This is a genomic window from Arthrobacter sp. YAF34 (genome assembly GCF_052113245.1).
Lineage (GTDB): Bacteria > Actinomycetota > Actinomycetes > Actinomycetales > Micrococcaceae > Arthrobacter.
Genome location: NZ_JBFRCV010000001.1, coordinates 449655 through 474232, shown reverse-complemented (window position 1 = coordinate 474232; position 24578 = coordinate 449655). Strand labels below are relative to the sequence as shown.

Below are 24578 nucleotides of genomic sequence, written 5' to 3'. Positions count from 1 at the left end.
CTCAGAGCCTGCCGCACAGGCGGAGCATGCGGAACGCAGACCGCCGGCCGGCCCAGTACGCAAGGAACGCCACCACGGCGAGGATGCCGAGGACCCTCGCCGGGCTGGACAGCTGATCTGCGGCGATACCCTTGGCGAGGCCCAGGGCATCCAGGCTGCCGGCGGCCGGAGGCGGCACCGCCGGAGCCGGAGCCGGAGCCGGAGCCGGAGCTGGGGACGGTGTAGCAGTTGGGGCCGGTGCCGGAGCAGAAACGGCGGCCGACGCCGGAACCGGTTCCGGGACAGCCTCGGGGGCCGGGGGAGTCCCCTCGGCCAGCATCGCCTGCAGGTTGTTCGCGAAGAGGGCCATCATCTGCTCGGTGACGCTGCCGATCACACCCTTGCCCATGGCCGCGGCCTTACCGGAGAGCGCAAGGTCCGCGTTGACGGACCCCCGTGTGGCGTCGCCTTCTTCTGTGAGCGTCAGGGTCACTGTCGCCTCGGCGGTGCCCTGTCCGCGGGTCTCCTGGGCTTTGCCGCCGAGCACGGCACGGTGTTCGGCCGCGTTGCGTTCGATGACGTTCAGCAGGCCCTTGTACTGCATCGAGACCGGGCCGAGCTTCACGCTCATGCCCACCTGGTAGGCGTCGTCGGAGAGCTTGTTCAGGATCTTGGCCCCGGGAAGGCAGCCGGCCACCCGTTCAAAGTCCATCAGTGTGTCCCACACCGTGTCGATCGGGGCGACCACCGAGAAAGTGCTGTCTACCTGCATGAGTTCCCTCTTCCCTTGAGTGATGCCTGGCCGTCGCCGCGGATTGCGGCCGCCACCTCTGCTAACGCCGTGTAGCTGTGTCCGCTGACGAATTCGTCGCAGTACGGCAGGGCCGCCGCCATGCCGCCCACCAGCGGCTGGTATTGCGGCGCGGCCTTGCGTGGATTGACCCAAATGATCCGGTACGCCAGGCGCCGCAGTCGCGCCATCTGGGCCGCTACCTGCCCGGGGTCCTCCTGCGCCCAGCCGTCGGAGAAGATCACCACCACCGCGCCACGGGCCAGGCCGCGGCGGCCGTGCTCGTCGACGAAGTGCCGGATGCTGTCGGCGATCCGGGTTCCGCCGGCCCAGTCAGGGGCGGCCGTGGCGGCCCGGGCCAGGGCCTCGTCCGGATCGCGGAGTGCCAGTTGCCGGGTCAGGCGTGTCAGCCGGGTGGAAAACACGAAGGCCTCGGCGCCGGCACCCGCCACGGCTCCCTGCAGCAGCGAGACGAAGATCCGCGCATACGGTTCCATGGAACCGGAGACATCGCACAGCATCACCAGCTTGCGGCGCTGGGGTCGGCGCCGGGCATACAACAGCCGGGTGGTGTCTGTGCCCGAGCGCCGGGCCGCACGGACCGTGGCGCGGACATCCAGCCGGGCACTGCTGTGCGCGGACTTCCGGGCGCGGCGGCTCAGGCGCGTCGGGGTGGCGAGCAGCAGCCGGGACGCCAGCCGCCTGATCTCCGCGACTTCCTCCTCGGTCAGCTGTGCGAAGGACGCCTCGTGCAGCCGTTCCTCGGGGGACGCCATAGCCAGCACGGCCTCGCGCGCCGGGGTGTTGCCGTCTTGGCCGGCGTCCGTTTCCGCGGAGGCAATCGCCGGCTCCGGGCGCGGGGGAGCAGGCGCGTAGCCGGGAGCACGGTCCTCGGCCGGAGATGGTCGGGTACGGGTCTCCTCAGGGGTGCCGGCCGGGGCTGCGGCCGGAGACACCGCGCGGGCCGGATGCGAGGAGGGGTCGAAAGCGCCGCGGAACACCGCGGAAAAGACGGCGTCGAAGACCGGCAGCTGCTCGCGGGCTGAGACCAGCACCACCCGGGACACCCAGTACAGCTTTTCAGCGTCGTCGGGAGGGACCAGGCGGAGTGCCTCGGCCAGCCGGACAGCCCGGTCCGGTGAGCACGAGAGCCCGGCCAGGCGCAGGGCTGTGACGAAGGCCGCGGACAGGGCCGCCGCTTCTACCGTGGGGGGCACGGGGCGCTCGTCCTGCGGTGCGCCGGCCGTCAAAGCGCTCACCCGCCCGAGCCGGCCACGAGCCAGTCGGCCCCCCGGGCACCGACGAGTTCGAGGTCGTCGCGGTTCTTGACGATGGAACCGAGGGTCTGTTCCGCCGTCGTGGCATCGATGCGTTCAATGCCGAGTACTGCCAGGGCCGAGACCCAGTCAATCGCCTCGGAAATGCCAGGCGGCTTTGCCAGGTCCAGGGTGCGCAGCCGGGTAATGACGGCGGCAGCTTGGAGGGCCAGCGGGCCGCTGCTGGCCGGCACTCTGCGGCGGACGATCTCTGCGATCCGCTCCGGGCCGGGGTAGTCGATCCAGTGGTAGAGGCAGCGGCGGGTCAGGGCATCGTGCAGGTCCCGGGTCCGGTTGGACGTCAGGATGACGATCGGCGGATGCGTGGCCCGGATGGTGCCCAGCTCCGGGATGGTGACGGCGGCCTCTGCCAGCAGCTCAAACGTGAAGGCCTCGAATTCGGCGTCGGCGCGGTCGATCTCGTCCAGTAACAGTATGGCGGGGCGCGGACCGGGGTGTTCGATCGCCTGGAGGAGCGGGCGCCGCAGCAGGTACTCCGGGGCGAAGAGGTCCGTTTCTGTGACGGAGGCGTCCCGGACCTCGGCAAGCCGGATGCCAAGCAGCTGGCGCTGGTGGTTCCATTCATAGAGGGCCTCACCGGCGTCGATTCCCTCGTAGCACTGCAGCCGGTACAGCGGGGTATCGAGGAGCTCGGCGAGCGCTTTCGCCGCCTCCGTCTTCCCGACCCCGGCCTCGCCTTCCAGCAGGATGGGCTGCGGCAGGCGGACAGCCAGGAACAGGGCGGTCGCCAGCCCGACGTCGGCCAGGTAGTTGTTGCGGTCCAGGGCTGCCATCAGGGACGGGACGTCCGGGACCCGGCGCTGCACGTCTTCCTCCGCGCCGGCCCGCGCCGCCGCCGTCATACAGCCTCCCGCAGCCGGCCAAGAAGCCGCCTGTAGTCTTCCTCGGTGTCCACATCCAAAGGGACAGGCGTGCGGACCTCGACGACGTCGTCCGCCCGCTGTTCGAGAAGCTTCCAGACCGCTTTGTCCCCGTGGAGGGCAGCCAGGGCCGGAATCAGGCGACGGGCAAAGGCCATCGGGTGGCCCACGCCGTCGTCGTAGCGGCAGACCGCGATCCCGGCAGAGGTGGCGGGAAGACCGCCCGGGGCAGCGGCGCCGGACCGTGCTTGCAGGAGGGCGTCAAGGACGGCCCGGACGCTTGCCGCGCGGACACCGGGCTGGTCACCGAGCAGCAGGACCACGGCGTCGGTCTCCGGGTCCACGGCGGCGAGGGCGGTGGCGATCGAGGACGCGCACCCTTCGCCGAAGTCCGGGTTGAGCACCACCTCGCAGCCGCTCGTGTCTGCGGTGCGCTGCACCTCTTCCGCCGCTCCGCCCAGGGCCAGGACCGTCTGGCTTAAGGCGCAGGCCCGGGCGGTCGCCAGGACGGCATCGAGCAGGACGCCCGTGCCGTAGGGAAGCAGTTGCTTGGGCCGGCCCAGGCGCCGGGAGGCTCCCGCGGCGAGGATGATGCCGGCGGTCCTGGGGGCGGCGGCTCCGGCCGCCTGCGGCATGTCAGGTTGCGAGGGCATAGCGCTCCGGATCCTTGCGGAAGGCCGCCCGGCAGCCGGGGGAGCAGAAGTACACGGTGACCCCGTTGTAGTCCAGGTGCAGGGACGATTCGGCGGCCGGCACGGGCATGCCGCAGACCGGATCAACGGCGCTCGCGGGCCCCGACTCGGTGGGCGCCGACTCGGTGGGCGCCGGTTCCGCGAGTGCCGCCGGGACCCCGGGCTGCGCCGCGGCGTGCCGCGCCTTGGACCGTTCCCCGAGCAGCTGGGCCAGGATGGACAGGGCGATCTCTCCGGGGGTCCGGGCACCGAGTTGCAGCCCGGCCGGCGTGAAAACCCGCCGCCGCAGGGCATTGTCGACGTCCAGGGACTCCAGCACGGCGGCGCCGCGGGTTTCGCTGGCCACGAGGGCAACGTACGGCACGCCCGCGCGCAGGGCCGCCTCCAGCGCGCCTTCCTCCGCCTTGCCGTGCGAGGCGACAATCAATGCCGCGTCATCGGCGCGGGGAGCTGCGGATTCGCCGTCCGTGAGTTCGACGTCGAGGCCGATGCCGGAGCCGAGCGTCGCCAGAGCCTGCGCTGCCGGCGTGGTGCCCACCACCAGAACCCGGGGGGCCGGAATCCGCGGCTGCAGGAAGATCTCGATCGCCCCGCCGCTGAGGCACGGGTTGGAGACCGCGACGGCGCCTTCCTCCGCGGTCCGGGACGGTTCCCCGGGCAGCACCCGCAGCAGGAGGGGTTCCTGCGTGGCCAGGACCTGCCGGCTGAACTCGCGCACCGATTCCTCCACGCAGTTCCCGCCCACGAAGCCGAGGATCTCACCGCTGGGCAGCACCAGGGCCGTGTCCCCGGCATGGGCGCTCGTCGGGTGCTGGGCGCGGACTACCGTGGCGTGGACGAACGGCTCGCGACGGCCGGCGAGTTCCTCGGCCCTGGCGGCCAGGGTTTCTGCGGTGGTGGGCATCAGATCGGCGGCCTCGCCCGGCCCTGCATGGCGGCCCAGACACGGGCCGGGGTGCAGGGCATGTCCATGTGCGTGACGCCGAGGGGGGCGAGGGCGTCCACGACGGCGTTGACGATCGCCGGGGGTGAGCCGACGGTGGCGGACTCGCCGATGCCCTTGGCCCCGATCGGGTGGTGCGGGGACGGTGTGACGGTGAATCCGGTCTCCCAGTCCGGCACCTCCATGGCCGTGGGGATCAGGTAGTCCATGAAGGACCCGCCGAGGCAGTTGCCGGCCTCGTCGAACTCGATGATCTCCATCAGGGCCATGCCCACGCCGTCGGTCAGCCCGCCGTGCACCTGGCCTTCGATGATCATCGGGTTAATCCTGGTGCCGCAGTCATCCACCGCGACGAAGCGCCGCACCTTGACCTGTCCCGTGCCGGGATCGAGGTCGACCACGCAGATATAGGCGCCGAACGGGAAAGTGAGGTTGGGCGGGTCGTAGGTGACCTCGGCGTCGAGGTTCCCGTCCACGCCCTCGGGCAGGGCCACGGTGCCGTGGGCCCCCATGGCGATCTCGGCCATCGTCTTGCCAACGCTGGGGTCGCCCTTGACGAACCAGCGCCCCTTCTCCCATTCGAGGTCCTCGGGGCGGGTCTCCAGCATGGCGCCGGCGATCAGCCGCGCCTTCTCACGCACCTTCCGTGCCACGAGGGCGACGGCGCCTCCACTGACCGGCGTCGAACGGCTGCCGTACGTGCCGAGTCCGAACGGGGTCTGGTCCGTGTCCCCGTGCACCACATCGATGTCCTCCGGCGGGATGCCGAGTTCTTCGGCCACGATCTGGGCGAACGTGGTCTCGTGGCCCTGGCCCTGGCTTTGCACCGAGAGGCGCACCACGGCCTTGCCGGTGGGATGGACGCGCAGCTCGGCGCCGTCGGCCATGCCGAGGCCCACGATGTCGAAGTGCTTCCGCGGCCCCGCACCCACGACCTCGGTGAAGAACGAGACCCCGATGCCCATGAGTTCCCCGCGCTCGCGCTTGGCGGCCTGCTCGCGCCGGAGGTCCTCATAGCCGGCAAGCTGCATCGACAGGCGCATGGCGGCCTCGTAGTTGCCCGAGTCGTAGACCCAGCCGGTCTTGTTGGCATAGGGGAACTGTTCCGGCTTGATGAAGTTCTTCAGCCGCAGCTCCGCCGGGTCCATGTCCAGCTTGCGGGCCAGGATGTCCACCATCCGCTCCACCAGGTAGACGGCCTCGGTGACACGGAAGGAACACGCATAGGCCACCCCGCCGGGCGCCTTGTTGGTATAGACGCCGGTGACCGAGCAGTGGGCGGCCTGCAGGTCGTAGCTGCCGGTGAAGATGGAGAAGAAACCGGCAGGGTTCTTGGTGGGCTGGGCGGTGGCGTTGAACGCGCCATGGTCGGCCAGCACGTGGGTGCGCAGGGCCAGGATCTTGCCGTCTTTGGTCGCCGCGATTTCGCCCTGCATGATGTAGTCGCGGGCGAACGACGTCGACATCAGGTTCTCGGAGCGGTCCTCCACCCACTTGACCGGACGGCCGGTGACGATCGAGCCGACGACGGCGAGGATATAGCCGGGGTAGATCCCGACCTTGTTGCCGAAGCCGCCGCCGATGTCGGGGGAGACGATCCGGATCTTGTGCTCGGGGATGCCGGCGACGATTGCGAACAGCGTGCGGTGCGCGTGCGGGGCCTGGGTGGTCTCGTACAGGGTCAGTTTGCCGCTGACGGCGTCGAAATCGGCGACGGCGCCGCACGTCTCCATGGGTGCGGGGTGGACGCGCGGGTACACCATCTCCTGGCTGACCACGACGTCGGCGGAGGCGAACACCGCATCGGTTGCGGCTTTGTCGCCCATCTCCCAGTCGAAGATCCGGTTGTCCGTCCGGCCCTCGATCTCGTCGCGGATCACCGGCGCGTCCGGGTCCAGCGCCTTCCGGGCGTCCACCAGCGGGGGAAGGACATCGTATTCGACGTCGATCAGCTCCAGGGCGTCACGGGCGGCGTACCGGTCCTCGGCCACCACGAAGGCGACTTCCTGGCCCTGGAACCGGACTTTGTCGGTGACCAGAACGGCCTGGACATCCGCGGAGAGCGTCGGCGCCCACGCGAGTTTGAGGCCCAGGAGGTCCTTGCCGGTGATCACTGCCACCACCTTGGGATGCGCCAGGGCGTTGGTGGTGTCGATCGAGACGAGCCGGGCGTGCGCGACGGGCGCGCGCAGAATGGCACCATGCAGCATCCCCGGCAGCACGATGTCATCCACATAGTGGCCCTTGCCGCGTACGAAGCGCGGGTCTTCCTTCCGCTGGATGCGGCCGTAGCCGATCGGACGGTCCTCGTCGCCGGCTGCCGGGTTGGACGGGTGCTCATGGATGACGGTCATGCCTTCACCTCTGTGGCTGTGTTTGCTGTCTCTGCTGCGGCTGTCTCTGCCGCGACATCGGGCACGGCGTTGTCCGTGCCGTCCAGGACTTCCCCGGCCGCCGAGGCATCCTCGGCTTCGCCGGCCGGGTGGGCGGCGGCCCACTGCACCGAGCGGACGATCGTGGCGTAACCCGTGCACCGGCAGATCTGCCCGGAAATGGCCTGCCGGATCTCGGCGTCGTCCGGGTGCGGATTCTTATCCAGCAGCGCACGGGCCGTGAGCATCATCCCCGGGGTGCAAAAGCCGCACTGCAGCCCGTGCTCCTCCATAAAGCCCTGCTGGACCGGGTCGAGGGTTCCGCCGGCGGCCAGTCCCTCGACGGTGCGGATGTCGTGCCCCGCGGCCATGGCGGCGAGGACGGTGCAGGACTTCACGGGCTGGCCGTCCATCAGGACCACGCACGTCCCGCAGTTGCTGGTGTCGCATCCCCAGTGCGTGCCCGTGAGGCCCAGGACCTCGCGGATGTAGTGGACCAGCAGCACGCGGGGCTCAATCTCGCTCGTGACGTCGCTGCCGTTGACGGTCATGCTGATCTGCATCGGGGTTCAGCCTTCCTGCATCTGGGCGGCGGCGCGGGCGCACGCGCGCCGCAATACCCGCCGGGTGAGCTCATCGGCGAGATGCCGCTTGTAGTCGACCGGGCCGCGCTGGTCGGGCACCGGATCGCACGCCGCGGCCGCCAGCCTGCCGGCCTCCGCGAAGACGTCCTCGTCCGGGCGCCTGCCGCGGAGCGCGCCCGCGGCCTCGGCCACCGTGTGGTCAAGGCCCAGCGCGGTGAGGCCGACGGCGGCGTCGTCAATCGTGCCGTCCGCAGCGAGGGTGACGGCGGCGCCTGCGGCACCGACGGCCCAGTCTCCCACCCGGCGTTCGACCTTCTCGTAGGCGCTGCCGGAACGGGGGACGATGGGGAACCTGAGTTCGCAAAGCAGCTCATCTTGTCCGACGGCGGTTTGGTAGGGTCCGCGGTGGAACTCGGGCATGGTGAGGGTGCGCTCGCCGCCCGGCCCGCGGATCACGGCCTCGGCGCCCAGGACATCACAAACGGTGGAGAGGTCCTCGGCAGGGTCGGCCTGGCAGAGCGAGCCGCCAATCGTGCCGCGGTTGCGCACCACAGGGTCGGCGATCCGCAATTCGGCGTCCCGCACGATGGGAAACAGCGCTGCGACCTCGTCCGATTCCAGCAAGGTGGTGTGGCGGGTCAGGGCACCGACCCTCAGCTTGTTGCCGTCACGAAGGATGAAGTCCAGCTCGTAGAGGTCATTGATGTCGATCAGCCATTCGGGCCGGGATAGGCGAAGCTTCATCATCGGCAGAAGGCTGTGACCGCCGGCCACGACCCGCGAATCCGGGCCGTACCGGGCGAGAAGTTCCAGGGCGTTGTCCACGGTAGTGGCGCGCACGTAGTCAAATGGAGCTGGAATCTGCATAATCCCTACCTCACTCCGAAGGGCCGGCGGCATGGTGCAGCGGTTGTCTAGCGCCGGATTGAGGTCAGTCTTGCCCCGGCCTAACCGGGATGTCAATATCGTCATAAGCGAAAGGTTATGAAGCCGTGGCGATGACATTGGGACAGTTGCGCACGTTCGCCCTGGTTGCCAAACTGGGCTCACTCCACGCAGCCGCTGCCCACCTCGGAGTCAGCGAACCGGCCGTGTCGTCGGCACTCGCCGCGCTCAGGCAGGACCTTTGCGACCCGCTCTTTGTGCGCGCGCACGGCGGAATTTCGCTGACCCCCGGCGGCCGGGCGCTCGCCGAATACGCCCAGGACATCGTGGGCCTGGCGGACAAGGCCCGGCGGGAGGTGGCGCATGCCCAGACCGAGACCGGGCGCCTGAAAATCGTGGCGACAGCGCCCTTTGCGGAACACGCGGCCGGGCGCCTCCTGGACCTTTTCAGCCGCCGCGTTCCCGGCGCCTCTGTCGATGTGGTCGTTGAGCAAGCGGAGGACATGGGGTCGATGATGCTGGAACGTGTCTACGACATTGCCCTGGGCGCCCGGCCGCCCGCCCCCAACGGCGCGGGCGACGTCGGCATCGACTCCGTCCCGTTCCTGCGGTACCAGCGGGTGGTCGTGGCGGCTGCCGGGCATCCCCTTGCCTCGCAACACGGGCCGGTGGCGCTGACCGAACTGCTGGCCCGGCCGTGGTTTGCCGGACCCGCCGGCATCCAGGCCGCCAGTGAAGAAGGACGCTGGCTGGCCTCCCAGGGGGTGGCGCCGGAGATTGTCCGGCTAAGCAGCGAAACGGAGGCCCTCGCCGCGGTCAGGGCCGGTGAGGGAACCATGATGGCGCTGGGCCACATCGTCCGGGATGAAATCCGAAGCGGCGCCCTGGTACGCGTTCCGGTGGCCGGGACCCCGGTCGCCGGACTCTGGTGGGCCAGCACCCTCGACCGCCACAGGGCCACCACCATGGCACTGACCTTGCAACGGTTTGCCGCCACTGCCGATGCCACCGCGGCCATGGTGGCTCCCGGCGGTTCGCGAGGGCTCGAACGGCGGGGGTCCAAGTTCCATGTGGCGCTCTGGAGCTGAAGGGCCGGCCGAGGCGCCGGACGCTGTGTCGCTTTGCGCAACGCCGGGCCGGATGCTAACCCTTGAGGGTTAGACGATCCATTCACCCCGCGAGAAGGAGTAGCAATGACGTTGTCCCGAGACGAAGACAGCTCGCTGCGGCATTGGAGCAGTCGGCTCATCCAGGCCCTGCAGATTCTTGACCTGGAAGTCGACCACGAAAAGATCGTCCAGGTCGCGGACGAATCCGTCAAAGCCGTCGGGCCACACGCGGATGCCATCAGCGCGTTCATCGTGGGCTACGCGGCGGGCACTGCATCCACCAACGGCCGCAAGGGCACCCAAGAGGCGGTCCACGCCGCGTCGAACAAAGTCATTGAGCTCTGCGAGCACGGCGAATCCGGCGGCCCGGACGAAGAAGGCTGGACCAAGAGGGCCCAGTAGCGCCCGCGCCTCTCTGGAAAGGCCGCGTCCCCCATGGGCGCGGCCTTTCCGCATTTTTCGGATCCGATCCGTGGGGCATGCTCATTCTTCGGGCGCGGGGATGGGCATGGTGGTGCTATGTCCAGTGGCCGGGGCGGGGACTGGGCATGTCCCGCGGCCCCGGCCAGTCGAACCGGGTGGCTAGTGCGACGCCACGCCGACGGAGGCTGGGGCCGTGCTCTCCGGTGTCTGGTCCAGGCTCAGCTCGAGCCGGACAATAACCGCCTTCGAGATCGGTGTGTTGCTGCCCTCCGCCGTGTGGTTGAGCGGGACAAGCACGTTCGCCTCGGGGTAGTAGGCGGCCGCGCAGCCGCGGGCCGTGGGGTACGCCACTACACGGAATTTGCGGACCACCCGCTCCTCGCCGTCCTCGTACACGCCGCGGATATCCACGTACTGTCCGTCCGCCAGGCCCAGTTCGGCGAGGTCGTCCGGGTTAACGAACACCACATGGCGGCCCTTCTTGATGCCCCGGTAGCGGTCATTGTGGGAGTAGATGGTGGTGTTGAACTGATCGTGGGACCGCATGCTCTGCAGGATCAGGGTGCCCTCCGGCCGCTGGACATGTTCGAGGTCGTTGACAGTCAGCACCGCCTTGCCGGTGGGCGTCGGGAAGGTGCGGGAGTCCCTAGGTCCGTTCGCCAGGACGAAGCCGCCTTCCTGCCGGATCCGTTGGTTGTAGTCCTCGCAGCCGCCCACGACCCGTGAAATGTGATCACGGATGAGGTCATAGTTCTTTTCATAACCCTCCCAGTCGGCCTTGATCTTGTCGCCGACCAGGAGTTTGCCCAGGCGGCTCAGGATGGCCGGCTCCGAGAGCAGATGATGGGACACCGGCTCGACGCTTCCCCAAGACGCGTGCACGGCGCAGACGGTGTCTTCGACGGACACGAACTGGGGACCGGATTCCTGGATGTCGATCTCGGTCCGGCCCATGGTCGGGAGGATCAGAGCCTCGCGGCCCGTCACCGTGTGGGACCTGTTCAGCTTGGTCGAGATCTGGACCGTCATCTCGGTGTTTTCCATCGCGGCCTCGGCCGCGTTCGTGTCCGAGATAGCCGCCACAAGGTTGCCGCCCAGGGCAACGAAAACCTTGATCTCACCTTCGCGCATTTGGTTAATGGTTTCGACGGCGTCCGTGCCGTGCTCCCGGGGCGGCTCGAAGTCAAACTCCTTGCCGAGGGCTTCCATGAACGACTGCGGCATCTGTTCCCAGATCCCCATGGTGCGGTCGCCCTGGACATTGCTGTGCCCGCGGATGGGGGAGGCTCCGGCGCCCGGTTTGCCCATGTTGCCGCGCAGCAGCAGGAGATTGATGATCTCCTTGATCGTGGCCACGCCCTTCTTCTGCTGCGTGATGCCCATGGCCCACGTGATGATGACCTTCTCCGCCTTGAGGTAGCGCGCGGCCAGCTCATCAATGTCCGCACTCCGCAGGCCGGTGGCCTGCAGCACAGCCTGCTCATCAAGGCCGGCCAGGTGTGCCTTGAGCTCTTCGAGTCCCTCGCAGTGGTCGGCCAGGAAAGCGTGGTCCAGGACGGTCCCGGGGTTCTTGGCCTCGGCGTCGAGCACGCGCTTGGAGACGGCCTGCAGCAGCGCCATGTCCCCGCCGATCCGGATCTGCAGGAACTGGTCCGCGATCTGGACGCCGTGGCCGATGACTCCGTTGACCTGCTGCGGGTTCTTGTACCGCCTCAGCCCGGCCTCGGGAAGCGGATTTACGGCCACGATCTCGCCGCCGTTGCGCTTGCAGTTCTCCAGTTCAGTCATCATCCGGGGGTGGTTGGTCCCCGGGTTCTGGCCCATGATGATGATCAGGTCAGCGTTGGCGTAGTCGTCGAAGCTGACGGTCGCCTTGCCGATCCCGATCGTCTGGCCCATTGCCCAGCCCGAGGATTCGTGGCACATGTTGGAGCAGTCAGGCAGATTGTTGGTGCCGTAGCCGCGGACCAACAGCTGGTACAGGAACGCCGCTTCGTTCGACGTGCGGCCGCTCGTGTAGAACGCAGCGCGGTCGGGGGAGTCCAGCCCCTTGAGCTTGTCCGCCACAAGCCGGAGCGCCTCGTCCCAGCTGACCGGCTTGTAGTGGTCCTCGCCGGCGGCCTTGTAGACCGGCTCCGTGAGCCGGCCCTGCATGCCGAGCCAGTACTCGGACCGGCTCCGCAGCTCGCTGACCGGGTGCTCCGCCCAGAAACTCGAGGGAACCGTGATCGGGGTCGCCTCCCAGGTGACGGCCTTGGCCCCGTTCTCACAGAACTCGAAGGCCTTGCGGTGGTGCGGGTCCGGCCAGGCGCAGCTCGGGCAGTCGAAGCCGTCCTTCTGGTTCATTGCCATGACGGTTTTACGGGTCCGGTTGAGCCCCATCTGCTCGATAGCAGGCTTCATGGAGTGGTACACGCCAGGGACGCCGGCGGCCCAGCTCTCCGGCCCGTCCTCGACAACGAGCTCTTTCTCGGACGGTTCCTCGATGCGAGGAGTCTTGCGAGTCACGTGAACTTCCCTTCTGCAACCGCCGCCCGGACAGGACGACGCGCTGATGTGCCACTCTGCACCCTACCGTCCGGCGTACCGGCTTGCCCGTAGTGCCGGAAGTGATCCGCCACGCCCGCCTTAGTAGGCAAGGGCCGTTGCTAAGTATCAGCCTCGCGTTTTCCGCGTAGCGGCTACTCGTGCTTCCGCTGCAGAAGCCGTGTCTTCTAGGGGTGGAAGGTCTCAGTGGGGAAAAACCAGACGTAGTCCAGGGTGTTGGGCCCTGCGGCATACGGGTTCTTCGTTACGTTCGGGCGCCTGTCAGGCGGAGCCGAAGGGGTCCGTCCTGACCTGAATGGTCTCAATCATTTGCTGGAAAATCATGTGAATACTGGGGGAAGCGTGATGGAAAAAATTTGTGCCGACCGACTGCTTGGAAGAGAATCGATCCACGTTTACGGGTCTGCGGCGAAGGCACTCTTCCAAGGTCGAACCGTCCTTGTGACGGGCGCCGGGGGGTCCATCGGTTCGGAGATAGTGCGTCAGATGCAAATGCTGGGAGCAGGGAAGACCTACTGCGTCGACAACGACGAGTTCGCACTCTACACCCTGCAAATGGACCTGGAGGGCATGGCACTCCTGGACGATGATGTCTACCGGCTGGCCGACATCCGCGACGAGCAGCTGATGCGACGAATAATGCAGGAGGTCCGTCCGGACGTCGTGTTCCACGCCGCCGCCCATAAGCATCTGCCGCTCTTGGAACGGGCGCCAGAAGCGGCGGTCAAGACCAATGTCTTTGGCACCCAATCCGTGGTGCAGGCGGCAATCGCCGCCGGGGTGGGCAGGGTTGTCAACATAAGTACTGACAAGGCGGCTAATCCAACGTCGGCGTTGGGATGGTCCAAGCGTCTTGCCGAGCATGTTGCGGGCAAGTACGCCGGTGCCTCGGAGACGAAAGTGGCAAGTGTCCGTTTTGGAAATGTACTGGGAAGCCGAGGCTCATTTCTGCCCACGCTCATGACGCAGATTGAGAGGGGAGAAAGGGTCCGGATCACCGACCCCAGTGTTGCACGGTACTTCATGACCATCCCTGAAGCGGCAGGCCTGGTTATCGAAGCCGCCTGCCTCGCTTCCGGCGGGGAAACCTATGTTCTGGACATGGGTACCCCGGTGCGGATCGAGTCCCTGCTGCGTCGGTATATCGAGCTGGCTGACTGCCCGATGCCGGAGGTCGAGTACAGCGGGCTGCGACCCGGCGAAAAGATGTCCGAGGAGCTTTTCGATCTGCGCGAAACATACCATTCCACAGCACATCCGCGCATTGTGAGGGTTGATGTCGGAGCATATCCGATTGACCATGCACTGGAACTGCTCCGCGAACTCGTAGACCACGGCGCGCACCCTGCCCTCGTTCGCGAAGCTCTAGAATTCAATACTGCGGGAAAGGTAAACGATGGACTGGACGGCCTCTCTGCTGGCGCTCTTGGCACTGCCCCTTCTGGCAGTATTGGTTGACGCTGTCGGGGCGGCACGCAGCACACGCTTCGGGCCCGCGCAACGAGGAATCGACGACGCTTCGCTGGAGAGTTTGTCCTTCGATGTTCTTGTCCCCATATACGGCGACATCCGGTATTTGACTAACGTTGACTATCTCCGACGCTATGGCCGCCAGGTTATTCTCTGCACCACCTCCGGTGAGACCGAGGATTTCCGCCGGTCACTCGCGGAAGTAGCCGCGAAGCACGGGTTCCGGATCTTCCGCAGCGAGTATGTTCCACCTTCGCCGGGAACCCGGCGTCGTACTGGCGGAACCGTTCGGGACCGCGTAATCAGGGATGCGCTGACCGCAGTTGTGCAGGCGGAGTATGTCGTTTGCCTGGACGCGGACTCGACGTCAGTTCGGCCGTTATCCGAGCTTGTGGGTGAGCTTCGCCGGCGCGGGGACGATGTCGCTTCCATCGAACTGGTGCCGCAATCGGATGGTCCCGCATTGGTCCAGCTACAGCGGCATGAGTACCGGCTGGCGATGCGCCTCCGGTTCCTCATGCCCTGGCTGCTCAGCGGCGCCTGCCACGCCGGAACGGCATCTGCAATGCGGAACATCATGTCGCAGCACTCACTCTTTTTCCAGGGAAATGATGTCGAAACAGGGCTGATCGGTGAGCGTCTCGGATATCGCATGACGCACATTCGCTTCGCGGTGAATACGGAAGTGCCGGTGACGCTGAGGGCGTGGTGGCGCCAGCGACTGGCATGGGCAGGCGGGGAATTCCGTTTGTATATCGTGAATATCCGATTTGGCGTATGGCACCCATTCTTCTGGATCTACGGCAGCATCGTGCTCTTCGCATTTCTCCTGCTGCGATGGGAAGCACTTTTTCATCCCGGTCTGTCGCTGCTGGCCGCAGCTATTCTCTACTTCGGCATGACATATTGGATTCACTGGAAGGATCGCAGCCGCTGGCTTTTGCTGATGCCTTTCTACACGTTGGTCACTAGCTTGGTCCTCGTTCCTCTCGGTATGGTCTGGTACTTTGCCATGGCGATACCGGAAAGGAATTTCGGGCTTATTCGCTTCCGGCGTGGCCTGAAGGTTTCGCAGGCACCGGATCGGCGCAGGCGTGAAGCCGTTGCCGGGGCGTAGAGAAGGTGGCGTCGGGCTCCCGGGCTGCATACAGCAGGCCGGCGGCCGGCCGGGGAAGGGCAGCTCACCGGCCGGCTGCGAGTGAGTCCCGGACCTCGCGGCGCAGGACCTTGCCGATCAGCGAGCGCGGCAGGTCCTCCACCACGGCAACGCGGCGCGGGACCTTGTAGGCGGCCAGGTTCTCCCGGGCGAACGCCAGCAGCGCCTGCGGGTCGACGCGGAAGCCCGCAGCCGGGACGACGGCGGCGACCACGTCTTCTCCGCCGCCCGGGCGGGGAAGCCCCACCACGCACACGTCCAGGACGCCGGGGTAGTCACTGAGGATGCCTTCGACTTCCGTGGGGGAGACGTTGAAGCCTCCCGTGATGATCAGCTCCTTGATCCGGTCCCGGATGGTCACGAAATCGTCTTTGTCCATCGAGACGATGTCCCCGGTGCGGAACCATCCCCCTTCCAGGAGCGCTTCCTCAGTCTCCTGCGGCCGGTTCCAATAACCGGCAAAAACCTGCGGCCCCTTGACCAGAAGTTCGCCTTCCTCACCCGGGGCGCGGTCCAGCAGGACGTTCCGCGGGTCCACCACCCGGATGTCGGTCAGGGGAAACGGGACCCCCACGGTTCCCGGCTTCCGGCTGGGACCGAACGGGTTGCCCAGCGCGATGGGTGAGGTTTCCGTCAGCCCGTAGCCCTCGATCAGGTAGCCGCCGGTCGCCTTCTCCCAGGTCTCAACTGTCGCCGTCGGCAGGTTCATCGCCCCCGATATCGAAAACCGGATGCTGTCCAGCGCGATGCCCCGCCCCGCCGCGGCGGCGGCGATACGGTCGTAGATCGGCGGAACCGCCGGCAGGAACGTGGCAGGCGACTTCCGGTGGGCCTTCAGTACGAGGTCGACGTCGAACTTCGGGAACAGCACCAGCTTCGCGCCGATGCTCAGGGCAAACGTCATGCACAGGGTCAGCCCGTAGGCGTGGAACATCGGCAGCACCGCGTAGACAGTCTCCCGGCCCTCCTTGATTCCGGGCACCCAGGCACGGCCCTGCGCGGCGTTGGCCTGCAGATTGGCATGGGTGAGCATGGCGCCCTTGGGCTCGCCGGTGGTGCCGCTGGTGTACTGGATGACGGCGAGGTCACCGGCGGCCGGGCGCGGGTGCTTTTTCTTCAGTTCGCCGGCGGCAAGGAGCTCCTTCCAGGCCAGCACTGTCCGGCCGGCCGGCGCCGTCGCGGGCCGGGACACGCGCTTGCCGGCGGCCAGCGCGGCCCTGGCCGTGCGCGCTGCCGGCACCGGGAGCCGCAACGCCAGCCGCTGCCGCAGGGGCATCGCCGGAATCAGCTCAACGGAGACTATGCTCCGCAGCCCGACGTCGGACGGCAACTGCCGGACCTTGTCCACGACTTTGTCCCAGACGACCGCGACGGTGGCGCCGTGGTCCTCAAACTGATGCCGAAGCTCGCGGTCGGTGTAGAGGGGATTGTGTTCGACGACGACGGCGCCCAGGCGCAGCACCGCATGGAACGCGATGATGTGCTGGGGACAGTTCGGCAGGACCAGCGCCACCCGGTCACCGGCCCGCACGCCAAGCTTCTTGAGGCCGGCGGCTGCCTTGCTGATGGAGGCCCCCAGCTCGCGGTAGCTGGTCCGTGCCCCGAAGAACTCCAGCGCGGTCTTTGTCCCGTAGCGCCGGACGGAGGAGTCGATGAGGTCCACCAGGGTTCCGGCCGGGAGTTTCAGGTCCGCGGGAACCCCGGGGCTGTAGTGGCGGGTCCAGGGACGGTCGGGATGCTGGCGCCCCGCGGATTGGTTGCTCATGGTGTGTCCTTGCCACTGGGCTGCGCCGGGCGTCCGGCCTCGGGCCCGGCAGGACCCGTCAGGAAATCCTACCGGGAGGGCCTGGCCCGGGTGCAGCGCGAGGTCAGCGTCATGCGGGCGCCGTGCGCGGCCTGAGGTGACTTTCGGCCCTTGGCACCCCGACGGGCCCGGGCGGAAGCTGAGGCGTACACCGCCAGCTGCAGGTCTGCGCACGTCACGGGGCCATGTTCAGATTTACTGCCATGTTCAGATCTACCGCAATGTTCAGATCTACCGAAATGTCCAGATCTACGGGGTGGAGGTCCACGGAAGCGCCATGAAAGACGAGCAGCCGAGCCTGAAGTTTTTGGGCGCCACCGACACCGTCACCGGCTCCCGCTACCTGATCGACGCCGGTGGCAGGCGCGTGCTGGTGGACTGCGGCCTTTTCCAAGGCTACAAACGCAACCGCCAGCGCAACCGGGCGCCCTTCCCCGTGCCGCCCCGGTCCATTGACGCCGTCGTGTTGACCCATGCGCACCTGGACCATACCGGCTACGTCCCCGCGCTGGTCAGGGACGGCTTCAGCGGCCCCGTCTACGCCACGGACGGCACCACGGATCTCTGCAAACTCCTCCTGCCGGACAGCGGTCACCTGCAGGAGGAGGAAGCCCGGTATGCCTCGGAGCGGGGATCGTCCACGCACGACCCGGCGCTGCCGCTCTACACGGCCGCCGACGCCGTCGCATCGCTCAACAGCTTCAGGGTCCGGGGATTTGACGATCCCCTTGACCTTGGCGGCGGCCTGGAAATGACGTTCGTGCCGGCCGGGCACATCCTCGGGGCCGCGCAGGTTCACGTCCGCCTTGGCTCCCACTCCGCGCACTTCACCGGGGACCTGGGCCGTGCCGATGACCCCTTCATGTACCCGCCCAGGACGCTCGGCGAAACGGGCGTCCTGGTCACCGAGTCCACGTACGGCAACAGGAAACACGCCACCGAGGATCCCGAGAAGCAACTGGGGGAGATCATCAACCGGGTCGCGAAACGCGGCGGGGTCATCATGTTCGCCGCGTTCGCCGTCGGCCGGGCCGAAACGCTCATGCTGTACCTGTCCAGGCTGTTCCAAAAGGACGCGATTCCGCCCATCCCGGTATACCTGAACAGCCCCATGGCCATCGACGCCTCAGAAATGTACCAGCGCCATCCCGAGGAACACCGGCTAAAGCGGGAGGAATACACGCAAATGTACAAGCTGGCCAAGCTCACCCGCACCGTGGACGAGTCCAAGCTGCTGAACCTGCGCGGCGGACCCATGATCATCATCTCGGCCAGCGGCATGCTGACCGGCGGCCGGATCCTGCACCACGTTGCGGCGTACGGCCCCGATCCGAGAAACGCCATCATCCTCAGCGGCTACCAGGCCGGCGGCACGCGCGGGGCCGCCCTGGCCGCGGGCGAGCGCGAGCTGCGCATCTATGGAGAGGACGTCAAGGTGCGGGCCGAAGTCATCCAGCTTGAAAGCCTCTCCGCGCATGCCGACGCCGACGGCATCATCGCGTGGATGAAAGCGGCGGCAAGGGAGCCGCGCATGACCTACATCACGCACGGCGACCCCGACGCGTCCGATGCCCTGCGTCTCCGGATCAAACGCGAACTCGGCTGGCGGGCGCGGGTGCCCGAGCACCTTGAGTCGATCGACATTGAGGATCCACGATGAATCCCACGGCCGTCACCCGGAGTTCCGTGCTGCGGGAGATCCATGATATCGCGCGGCCGCTGAAAAGCGACCGGGACCTCAACGGGCTCGTGGAGCGGGCCGCCGGCTGCCGGTTTGTCGCCATCGGCGAGGCGTCCCACGGCACACACGAGTTCTACACGTGGCGGGATACCCTGAGCCGGCGGCTGATCGCGGAGGAAGGCTACAACTGGATCGGGGTGGAAGGCGACTGGCCCGACTGCTGGCGCATTAACCGGTGGGTCCGCGGCCTGGACGGCAAGGACCAGGGAGTCCACGCCCTCCTGGCAGGCTTTGAACGCTGGCCGACCTGGATGTGGGCCAACGAGGAAATCGCGGCATTCCTGGACTGGCTGCGCACCTGGAACGCGGGGCGGCCCATGGGCAAGCGCGTGGGTTTTTACGGACTGGATGTCTACTCGCTGTGGGATTCGCTGCGGGAAATCATTGGCTGGCTGCAGGACAACGTCCCCGACGCCGTGCCCGCGGCGATGCGTGCCTGGCAGTGCTTCCTGCCGCATCACGAGGATCCGCACGAGTACGCATGGAGCACCCGGCTGGTGCCGCAGTCCTGCGAGGCGGACGTCGTCGCCCTCCTGGCCGAAGTCAGGAACCGGGTCTTCAGCCCCGGGCCCCATGACGAGGACGCCTTCGACGCCGTCCAAAACGCCGAAGTCGCGGCCAACGCCGAGCACTACTACCGGATCATGGTCCGCGGCGACCGGCAGTCCTGGAACGTCCGCGACCACCATATGGCGGACACCATTGACCGGGTCAGCAGGCACCTCGGTCCGGCGTCCAAGGGTCTGATCTGGGAGCACAATACGCATGTCGGGGACGCGCGCGCCACGGACATGGCGCAGGACGGCCTGGTCAATGTCGGACAGCTGCTGCGGGAACGCCACGCGGGCGAGGGGGTCCTGCTGGTTGGCTTCGCAGCGCACCGGGGCTCAGTGATCGCCGCCGATGCGTGGGGCCGGCCGGAGCGTGTGCTGACGGTGCCGGAAGCGCGGCCGGGCAGCCACGAGGACTTCCTGCACCAGGCCCTCGGCGTGCCGTCCGTACTCGAGTTCGGTGACGACAGATCCGGGCCCTGGCTGTCGACGTGGCTAGGCCACCGGGCGATCGGTGTGGTGTACCGCCCGGAACGGGAAGCCGGAAATTACGTTCCCACCCGGATGGGGGAGCGCTACGACGCGCTGATCTGGCTCGAACACACCGCGGCGCTGCGGCCGGTGCACCATGAGGGCCCGCCCCGCGAACCGGAGTTCGAGACCGAACCCACGGGCTTCTAGGCCGTGGCCGTTACGTCCCGGAGCACCGCCACGGGGCGCGAGGCGGCGGTGAGAAGGGCGCCAAGTGCGGGGCTTAAGGCCCTAAGCCGAGTTTTGGCAGGCGGAGCACACTGAAGTGTCAGGAGACTTGCCGGGTCACGCGGTCTGCAACCATCACTCCACTCCAGAAGAGCAGGATTCAGAATGAGCAAAGCAATCGTCGTCGGAATCAACGGGTCAGCGGGAAGCGACGCCGCCCTGACCTGGGCCCTTCAACGGGCGGCCCGGGACCGGCTTCCGGTCATCGCCATCCACGCGGTGGATGACCGCTGGTTGTCTCCGGACTTCCAGTACCACGAGCTCATCCGGGAATCGGGGATGGAGCTGCTTCAAAAAGCGCAGGCCAGCGCCGGCGAACAGGCCCCGGACGTCAAGGTGGACATCGAGCTTCGTCATGGCGGCGGCGGCTCCGTGCTGCGGGATATCTCCAAGGAAGCAGCCGTGATCGTGGTGGGCGGCCATGAGAAGCGTCGGATCGACGGCGGCCCGATGACGGACCGTGCCTTGCAGGTTGTCGCCGCGTCGGAATGCCCGGTAGCCGTCATACCGGCGAAACCCGGGACCGGCGCCAAAGGCGTGGTGGTCGGCGTGGACGGCTCCGAGGAGTCCCTGCAGGCGGTCGCGTTCGCGGCCGCGGAAGCCGACCTGGGCGGGGACGAACTCAGCGTCGTCCTCGCATTCAAGAGCCCTGCCCGGTGGCTCGAGAAGCAGATGCCCTCCAGCGGCCTTGCCGAGACCCTGGTCGAGGAGAACCGGATCGTGCTCGCCGAATCGGTGGCCGGACTGGGCGACAAGTACCCTGACCTCGTCGTCCATCAGCGGCTTGAGACGAACACCGAACCGGCGAAGGCCCTCGTGGACATCGCGGCCGACGCCAGGCTGCTGGTGATCGGCAGCCGCGGGCGCGGCGGGTTGTCCCGGACGGTGCTCGGCTCCACGGCCCACGCAGTGCTGCTGAACGTGCCGTGCCCCACCATCGTCACCCGGGTGCACAAGGTCAAGCACGAGGACTGAGCGCCGCCGCAGTCCGTTGCCGCGGCGGCCCCCGAAGCCGGCCGGCCCAGACTGGCTGGGAAGCCCCCTCCGCGGAGGGGGCTTTCCGCCGCCGCCCGCGGATGGGAGGATGTTGCCGTGGACCCGTTTTTTAACTTTCTCAGCCACTCCTGGTGGCTCGTCTTTCCCATGAGCGGGCTGATCGGCGGGTGGGCCCGGTCCTGGTCCAAAGCCACGGAACGCCGGCACCGCCGCCGGATGGAGCTCTACACACTCAAGAACCAGGCGGTGCAGGCCGAGCAGGCCAGCCAGGCCGAGGTGCTGGGCCTCATGGACGCGCACGATACCGTTAACAGGCGCTGGCTGGACTACGAGCTGGACGTGGGGAAACTGATCGACTTTCCGGTCATGACCGATGTCCGGGAGCCCCTCACCGTGGCTTTCCTGCGGGCCAAGCGCGAGGCCGACGGCCTGCGCCCCGCCGCACCCGGGGATCTGAGATCTGCCGCTCGGCTCTCGGAGTACCGGGCCGCCGTGACAAGTTTCGAGCTGGCCTTCGACGTGGCCGAACGGGAAGCGAAACGGATCAGGGACAGCAAATTCACGGGCCCGGAACGCCAGCGGCTGGAGACGGCGCGGAAGCTCCTGCGGATTGCCTCCGACGCGGCCGCGACCCCTGCCGAACGCCAGACCGCCTACCGGCGTGCCCGCAGGGAGCTCGACGGGCTCATCGTGCTGCCGGAGGCCACGCTCGCCGCGCTGGAGGACAAGATCGCCTCCATGCTCGACGCCGGTCCGGCAGCGGACGTCCGCCGTGCGGTGTAGCTCTGTGACGATCATCGCGCCGCCGCCGTGAAAGCCGCTCTCCTCCGAGGGGGCCGCCAATTAGGGTCTTCTGGCATGTTTTGCCCTGCGCTCATTCCCACGTACCATCGATAAGGTTTCAAGCTGCTTAGTGACCACTGGACGTTCATCGGGATAGGCATCTCGGAGCGCTGTGGCCATGGGGCGCCGGGGTGTGGAACTGCTGACCATGGACACTGCAGATTGGGCAACAGGTGGAATACACCGTAATGGTGGCGCTAGTGATATTGCTGGCGCTGTTCTTCGACTTCACCAACGGATTTCATGACACCGCGAACGCCATGGCAACCCCCATCGCGACCGGTGCCATCAAACCCAGGACGGCTGTCGCCTTGGCGGCGGTGCTAAACCTCGTGGGAGCGTTCCTCTCCACGGAAGTCGCCAAGACCGTTTCCGGCGGCATCATCAAGGAGGGCGCAGGCGCGGCTCCGATCACGCCGGACATCATCTTCGCCGGGCTGATGGGCGCCATCCTCTGGAACATGATCACCTGGCTCAAGGGCCTGCCGTCGAGTTCCTCCCACGCGCTCTTCGGCGGCCTGATCGGCGCCGCGATTGCCGGTATCGGCATCCACTCCGTCAACTTTGAGTCAATCCTGCAGAAGGTCATCCTTCCGGCGGTGTTCGCCCCGATCATCGCGGGCGGCGTGGCCTACCTGTGCACTCGTCTGGCCTACGCGCTGACGTCCCGTCACGACCCGGAAACCGGTGACAAGCTGACGCAGAAGCGCGGCGGATTCCGGACCGGACAGATTTTCACGTCCAGCCTCGTGGCACTGGCCCACGGCACCAACGATGCCCAGAAGACCATGGGCATCATCACCCTGGTCCTGATCTCCGCGGGCCTCCAGCCTGCCGGCTCCGGTCCCCAGTGGTGGGTTATCACCGCCTGTGCCTTCGCCATCGCGGTCGGCACGTATTCCGGCGGCTGGCGGATCATCCGCACCATGGGCTCGGGACTTACCGAGGTTAAGCCCGCCCAGGGCTTCGCCGCCGAGACCAGCACCGCCACGGCCATTCTGGCGTCCTCGCATCTGGGCTTCGCCCTGTCCACCACGCAGGTGGCCTCCGGCTCGGTTGTGGGCTCCGGCATGGGACGCCGCGGCACGACTGTGCGGTGGGGAACCGCCGGCCGGATTGCTATCGGCTGGCTGTTCACGCTGCCGGCCGCTGGAATCGTGGGCGCGCTCACGGCCCTGCTCGTGCAGACCGGCGTCGTTGGCGTGATCATCGCGGCAACTGCCGGCACCGCCGCGGTGGCCTACATGTTTGTCCGGTCCCGGAAGTCCCATGTAGGCAGCAACAACGCCGTCGAGATCGAGGAAGTCGGCCAGGCCGTGCAGTTCCGCAAGAAGAAGTCCGCCACGAAGGCGATCAAGAACGGGGGGTCCCAGCGATGAAGTGGCTGGAACTATTCAGCGTGGCGGGTGCCACGCTTGTGGCCGCTGTGACCGTGGTGGTTCTCTATTCCCTCGGCGTCAGGCTCACGGCCATCGCGGGGGACACCCGGACCGCCCCGGCGGCCTGGACCCGGCCGCTCGCCTACACGTGCTTCGCTTTGTGCGGCGCCGCCATTCTCTTCGGGCTCTACCTGATCATTCCGTACTTCCACGCTTAGGCAGCGGCCGGGGTCCGGATAGCCAGGGGATCCCGGGGATGGGCACCTGCGGACGCATTGGCTAGGCTGGGGCCATGGCGAGCTTCCAGTACTTCGTGGCATCCTCACTCGACGGCTTCATCGCCACGAACGACGACAATCTGGCGTGGCTCCTGCAGTTTGACGGCTTTGACGGCGGCCAGGACAGCTATGACGCATTCATCGCCGACGTCGGCTGCATCGTCATGGGCGGTGAGACCTACGCCTGGCTTCTGGAGCACGAACCGGACACCTGGCCCTATCCCGGCACACCCTGCTGGGTCTTCACCCACCACGAACACTCCGCCCCGAAGGGCGCCAACGTCACGTTCGTTCGCGGAGCTGTCCGGGAGTTCGTCGGCGACCTCGTGGAAGAAGCCGGCGGCCGGAACATCTGGGTCGTGGGCGGGGGTGTCCTCGCCGCGCAATTCGCCGACGCCGGACTGCTGGACGAACTGATCCTGTCCGTCATTCCCGTGGGCTGGGCAACGGCAAGCCCCTGCTGCCCATGATGGGTCCGACGCCGCCGCTGGAGTTGGTATCTTCCCGCACCATTGGGCGCGGCGTCGTGGAGTTGCGCTACCGGTTCCCCGGCAGGACCCCCTAGCGTTGCCTGTTAGCTTTCCTGGTGCGCGATATCGCGGATGAGGTTCGTGATCCGGGCCGTGGACAGCCTGCGGCCCTGCTCGTCCGTCATGACGATCTCGTGTGTCGTGAGGGTCCGGCCGAGGTGGATGGCCGTGCACGTGCCGGTGACCGTGCCGTGGGAAATCGCGCGGTGATGCGTCGCCCCGACCTCGATCCCCAGCGCCTGCCGGTGGGGGCCCGCGTGGATGCCGGCGGCGAAGGAACCCAGGGTTTCGGCGAGGACCACGTGCGCCCCGCCGTGCAGGATGCCGGCCACCTGGGTGTTGCCTTCCACCGGCATGGTGGCCACGGTGCGCTCCGGACTTAATTCAAGGAAGTGGATTCCCATCTTCACGACGAGGGTGCCGACGCCGTACTGGCCCAGCCAATCGTGCATGTCTTCGGGAACTCCGGCCGCCGCGAGCTCGGCGGCGTAGGGGGCGGGCGTGAAATTGTCCATCATGGGAACTAGGCTGGCACCTGTGAGTGAAACTA

The 24578-nt window shown here is 67.3% G+C and carries 22 protein-coding genes and 1 pseudogene; 11 read left to right on the top strand and 12 right to left on the bottom strand.

Annotated elements, in window-relative coordinates:
* Position 1: 1 nt before the first annotated feature.
* Genes AB4Y72_RS02215 through AB4Y72_RS02180 form a run of 8 tightly spaced genes read right to left on the bottom strand, consistent with a single transcriptional unit; the run spans position 2 to position 8424 of the window.
* Complete coding sequence (locus AB4Y72_RS02215) at positions 2 to 751, bottom strand: SRPBCC family protein (RefSeq protein ID WP_441424530.1); 750 nt, start codon at positions 749 to 751, stop codon at positions 2 to 4.
* Positions 742 to 1986, bottom strand: coding sequence for a vWA domain-containing protein (locus tag AB4Y72_RS02210; RefSeq protein ID WP_441424529.1), 1245 nt, complete (start codon positions 1984 to 1986; stop codon positions 742 to 744). Before AB4Y72_RS02210 ends, AB4Y72_RS02215 begins: the two co-directional genes overlap by 10 nt.
* 38 nt (positions 1987 to 2024) lie before the next feature.
* Positions 2025 to 2948, bottom strand: coding sequence for an AAA family ATPase (locus AB4Y72_RS02205; RefSeq protein WP_441424528.1), 924 nt, complete (start codon positions 2946 to 2948; stop codon positions 2025 to 2027).
* A complete protein-coding gene (locus AB4Y72_RS02200) occupies positions 2945 to 3619 on the bottom strand; it encodes a nucleotidyltransferase family protein (RefSeq protein WP_441424527.1) in 675 nt (224 codons plus the stop codon). The genes AB4Y72_RS02205 and AB4Y72_RS02200 overlap by 4 nt, the downstream gene beginning before the upstream one ends.
* Positions 3603 to 4562, bottom strand: a complete 960-nt coding sequence (locus AB4Y72_RS02195) for an XdhC family protein (protein WP_441424526.1) — start codon at positions 4560 to 4562, stop codon at positions 3603 to 3605. The genes AB4Y72_RS02200 and AB4Y72_RS02195 overlap by 17 nt, the downstream gene beginning before the upstream one ends.
* A complete protein-coding gene (locus AB4Y72_RS02190; protein ID WP_441424525.1) occupies positions 4562 to 6955 on the bottom strand; it encodes an aerobic carbon-monoxide dehydrogenase large subunit in 2394 nt (797 codons plus the stop codon). Before AB4Y72_RS02190 ends, AB4Y72_RS02195 begins: the two co-directional genes overlap by 1 nt.
* Positions 6952 to 7536, bottom strand: coding sequence for a (2Fe-2S)-binding protein (locus AB4Y72_RS02185; protein WP_441424524.1), 585 nt, complete (start codon positions 7534 to 7536; stop codon positions 6952 to 6954). Before AB4Y72_RS02185 ends, AB4Y72_RS02190 begins: the two co-directional genes overlap by 4 nt.
* Before the next feature lie 6 nt (positions 7537 to 7542).
* The gene (locus AB4Y72_RS02180; protein WP_441424523.1) at positions 7543 to 8424 is read right to left on the bottom strand and encodes an FAD binding domain-containing protein; all 882 of its coding nucleotides are present in this window, start codon (positions 8422 to 8424) and stop codon (positions 7543 to 7545) included.
* 131 nt (positions 8425 to 8555) lie between these two features.
* Here AB4Y72_RS02180 and AB4Y72_RS02175 point away from each other — a divergent pair, with 131 nt between their 5' ends.
* A complete protein-coding gene (locus tag AB4Y72_RS02175) occupies positions 8556 to 9530 on the top strand; it encodes a LysR family transcriptional regulator (protein WP_441424584.1) in 975 nt (324 codons plus the stop codon).
* Between the two features lie 105 nt (positions 9531 to 9635).
* Positions 9636 to 9953: a DUF6457 domain-containing protein gene (locus AB4Y72_RS02170; protein WP_090577613.1), complete on the top strand. Its 318-nt coding sequence runs from the start codon at positions 9636 to 9638 to the stop codon at positions 9951 to 9953.
* A 180-nt stretch (positions 9954 to 10133) separates the two neighbouring features.
* Here the strand turns inward: AB4Y72_RS02170 and AB4Y72_RS02165 are convergent, their stop codons facing one another.
* Entirely contained in the window at positions 10134 to 12482 is a 2349-nt protein-coding gene (locus AB4Y72_RS02165) for an FdhF/YdeP family oxidoreductase (protein WP_441424522.1), read from the bottom strand.
* A 384-nt stretch (positions 12483 to 12866) separates the two neighbouring features.
* Here AB4Y72_RS02165 and AB4Y72_RS02160 point away from each other — a divergent pair, with 384 nt between their 5' ends.
* Together AB4Y72_RS02160 and AB4Y72_RS02155 are read left to right on the top strand one after the other, a co-directional pair.
* Positions 12867 to 13979, top strand: a complete 1113-nt coding sequence (locus AB4Y72_RS02160) for an SDR family NAD(P)-dependent oxidoreductase (RefSeq protein WP_441424583.1) — start codon at positions 12867 to 12869, stop codon at positions 13977 to 13979.
* Complete coding sequence (locus tag AB4Y72_RS02155; protein ID WP_441424521.1) at positions 13918 to 15108, top strand: glycosyltransferase family 2 protein; 1191 nt, start codon at positions 13918 to 13920, stop codon at positions 15106 to 15108. The genes AB4Y72_RS02160 and AB4Y72_RS02155 overlap by 62 nt, the downstream gene beginning before the upstream one ends.
* Before the next feature lie 64 nt (positions 15109 to 15172).
* Here the strand turns inward: AB4Y72_RS02155 and AB4Y72_RS02150 are convergent, their stop codons facing one another.
* A complete protein-coding gene (locus tag AB4Y72_RS02150) occupies positions 15173 to 16912 on the bottom strand; it encodes a long-chain-fatty-acid--CoA ligase (RefSeq protein WP_441424520.1) in 1740 nt (579 codons plus the stop codon).
* Between the two features lie 68 nt (positions 16913 to 16980).
* On the bottom strand, positions 16981 to 17130 hold the full coding sequence (locus AB4Y72_RS02145; RefSeq protein WP_441424519.1) for a hypothetical protein: 150 nt from the start codon (positions 17128 to 17130) through the stop codon (positions 16981 to 16983).
* 98 nt (positions 17131 to 17228) lie between these two features.
* Here AB4Y72_RS02145 and AB4Y72_RS02140 point away from each other — a divergent pair, with 98 nt between their 5' ends.
* The 7 genes and pseudogenes from AB4Y72_RS02140 (at position 17229) to AB4Y72_RS02110 (ending at position 24063) form a co-directional block, all read left to right on the top strand.
* Positions 17229 to 18611, top strand: coding sequence for an MBL fold metallo-hydrolase RNA specificity domain-containing protein (locus tag AB4Y72_RS02140; RefSeq protein WP_441424518.1), 1383 nt, complete (start codon positions 17229 to 17231; stop codon positions 18609 to 18611).
* Positions 18608 to 19924 carry an erythromycin esterase family protein gene (locus AB4Y72_RS02135; RefSeq protein ID WP_441424517.1) on the top strand — a complete coding sequence of 439 codons (1317 nt, stop codon included), beginning with the start codon at positions 18608 to 18610 and terminating at the stop codon, positions 19922 to 19924. Before AB4Y72_RS02140 ends, AB4Y72_RS02135 begins: the two co-directional genes overlap by 4 nt.
* A 183-nt stretch (positions 19925 to 20107) precedes the next feature.
* Positions 20108 to 20977 carry a universal stress protein gene (locus AB4Y72_RS02130; protein ID WP_441424516.1) on the top strand — a complete coding sequence of 290 codons (870 nt, stop codon included), beginning with the start codon at positions 20108 to 20110 and terminating at the stop codon, positions 20975 to 20977.
* A 117-nt stretch (positions 20978 to 21094) separates the two neighbouring features.
* Complete coding sequence (locus AB4Y72_RS02125; RefSeq protein WP_441424515.1) at positions 21095 to 21781, top strand: hypothetical protein; 687 nt, start codon at positions 21095 to 21097, stop codon at positions 21779 to 21781.
* 233 nt (positions 21782 to 22014) lie between these two features.
* On the top strand, positions 22015 to 23220 hold the full coding sequence (locus AB4Y72_RS02120) for an anion permease (RefSeq protein WP_441424514.1): 1206 nt from the start codon (positions 22015 to 22017) through the stop codon (positions 23218 to 23220).
* The gene (locus tag AB4Y72_RS02115; RefSeq protein WP_441424513.1) at positions 23217 to 23438 is read left to right on the top strand and encodes a hypothetical protein; all 222 of its coding nucleotides are present in this window, start codon (positions 23217 to 23219) and stop codon (positions 23436 to 23438) included. Before AB4Y72_RS02120 ends, AB4Y72_RS02115 begins: the two co-directional genes overlap by 4 nt.
* A 74-nt stretch (positions 23439 to 23512) precedes the next feature.
* Positions 23513 to 24063 (top strand): annotated as a pseudogene (locus AB4Y72_RS02110) (dihydrofolate reductase family protein).
* 9 nt (positions 24064 to 24072) lie between these two features.
* Here AB4Y72_RS02110 and AB4Y72_RS02105 read toward each other — a convergent pair.
* Positions 24073 to 24546, bottom strand: a complete 474-nt coding sequence (locus AB4Y72_RS02105; protein WP_441424582.1) for a hotdog fold thioesterase — start codon at positions 24544 to 24546, stop codon at positions 24073 to 24075.
* Between the last annotated feature and the right edge of the window lie 32 nt (positions 24547 to 24578).

Coding starts and splice junctions, on each gene's coding strand:
- AB4Y72_RS02160 (WP_441424583.1), top strand. CDS start 12,867: ATGGAAAAAATTTGTGCCGACCGACTGCTTGGAAGAGAATCGATCCAC.
- AB4Y72_RS02150 (WP_441424520.1), bottom strand. CDS start 16,912: ATGAGCAACCAATCCGCGGGGCGCCAGCATCCCGACCGTCCCTGGACC.
- AB4Y72_RS02195 (WP_441424526.1), bottom strand. CDS start 4,562: ATGCCCACCACCGCAGAAACCCTGGCCGCCAGGGCCGAGGAACTCGCC.
- AB4Y72_RS02115 (WP_441424513.1), top strand. CDS start 23,217: ATGAAGTGGCTGGAACTATTCAGCGTGGCGGGTGCCACGCTTGTGGCC.
- AB4Y72_RS02105 (WP_441424582.1), bottom strand. CDS start 24,546: ATGATGGACAATTTCACGCCCGCCCCCTACGCCGCCGAGCTCGCGGCG.
- AB4Y72_RS02140 (WP_441424518.1), top strand. CDS start 17,229: ATGAAAGACGAGCAGCCGAGCCTGAAGTTTTTGGGCGCCACCGACACC.
- AB4Y72_RS02185 (WP_441424524.1), bottom strand. CDS start 7,536: ATGCAGATCAGCATGACCGTCAACGGCAGCGACGTCACGAGCGAGATT.
- AB4Y72_RS02130 (WP_441424516.1), top strand. CDS start 20,108: ATGAGCAAAGCAATCGTCGTCGGAATCAACGGGTCAGCGGGAAGCGAC.
- AB4Y72_RS02190 (WP_441424525.1), bottom strand. CDS start 6,955: ATGACCGTCATCCATGAGCACCCGTCCAACCCGGCAGCCGGCGACGAG.
- AB4Y72_RS02205 (WP_441424528.1), bottom strand. CDS start 2,948: ATGACGGCGGCGGCGCGGGCCGGCGCGGAGGAAGACGTGCAGCGCCGG.
- AB4Y72_RS02180 (WP_441424523.1), bottom strand. CDS start 8,424: ATGCAGATTCCAGCTCCATTTGACTACGTGCGCGCCACTACCGTGGAC.
- AB4Y72_RS02170 (WP_090577613.1), top strand. CDS start 9,636: ATGACGTTGTCCCGAGACGAAGACAGCTCGCTGCGGCATTGGAGCAGT.
- AB4Y72_RS02175 (WP_441424584.1), top strand. CDS start 8,556: ATGACATTGGGACAGTTGCGCACGTTCGCCCTGGTTGCCAAACTGGGC.
- AB4Y72_RS02215 (WP_441424530.1), bottom strand. CDS start 751: ATGCAGGTAGACAGCACTTTCTCGGTGGTCGCCCCGATCGACACGGTG.
- AB4Y72_RS02200 (WP_441424527.1), bottom strand. CDS start 3,619: ATGCCCTCGCAACCTGACATGCCGCAGGCGGCCGGAGCCGCCGCCCCC.
- AB4Y72_RS02155 (WP_441424521.1), top strand. CDS start 13,918: ATGGACTGGACGGCCTCTCTGCTGGCGCTCTTGGCACTGCCCCTTCTG.
- AB4Y72_RS02135 (WP_441424517.1), top strand. CDS start 18,608: ATGAATCCCACGGCCGTCACCCGGAGTTCCGTGCTGCGGGAGATCCAT.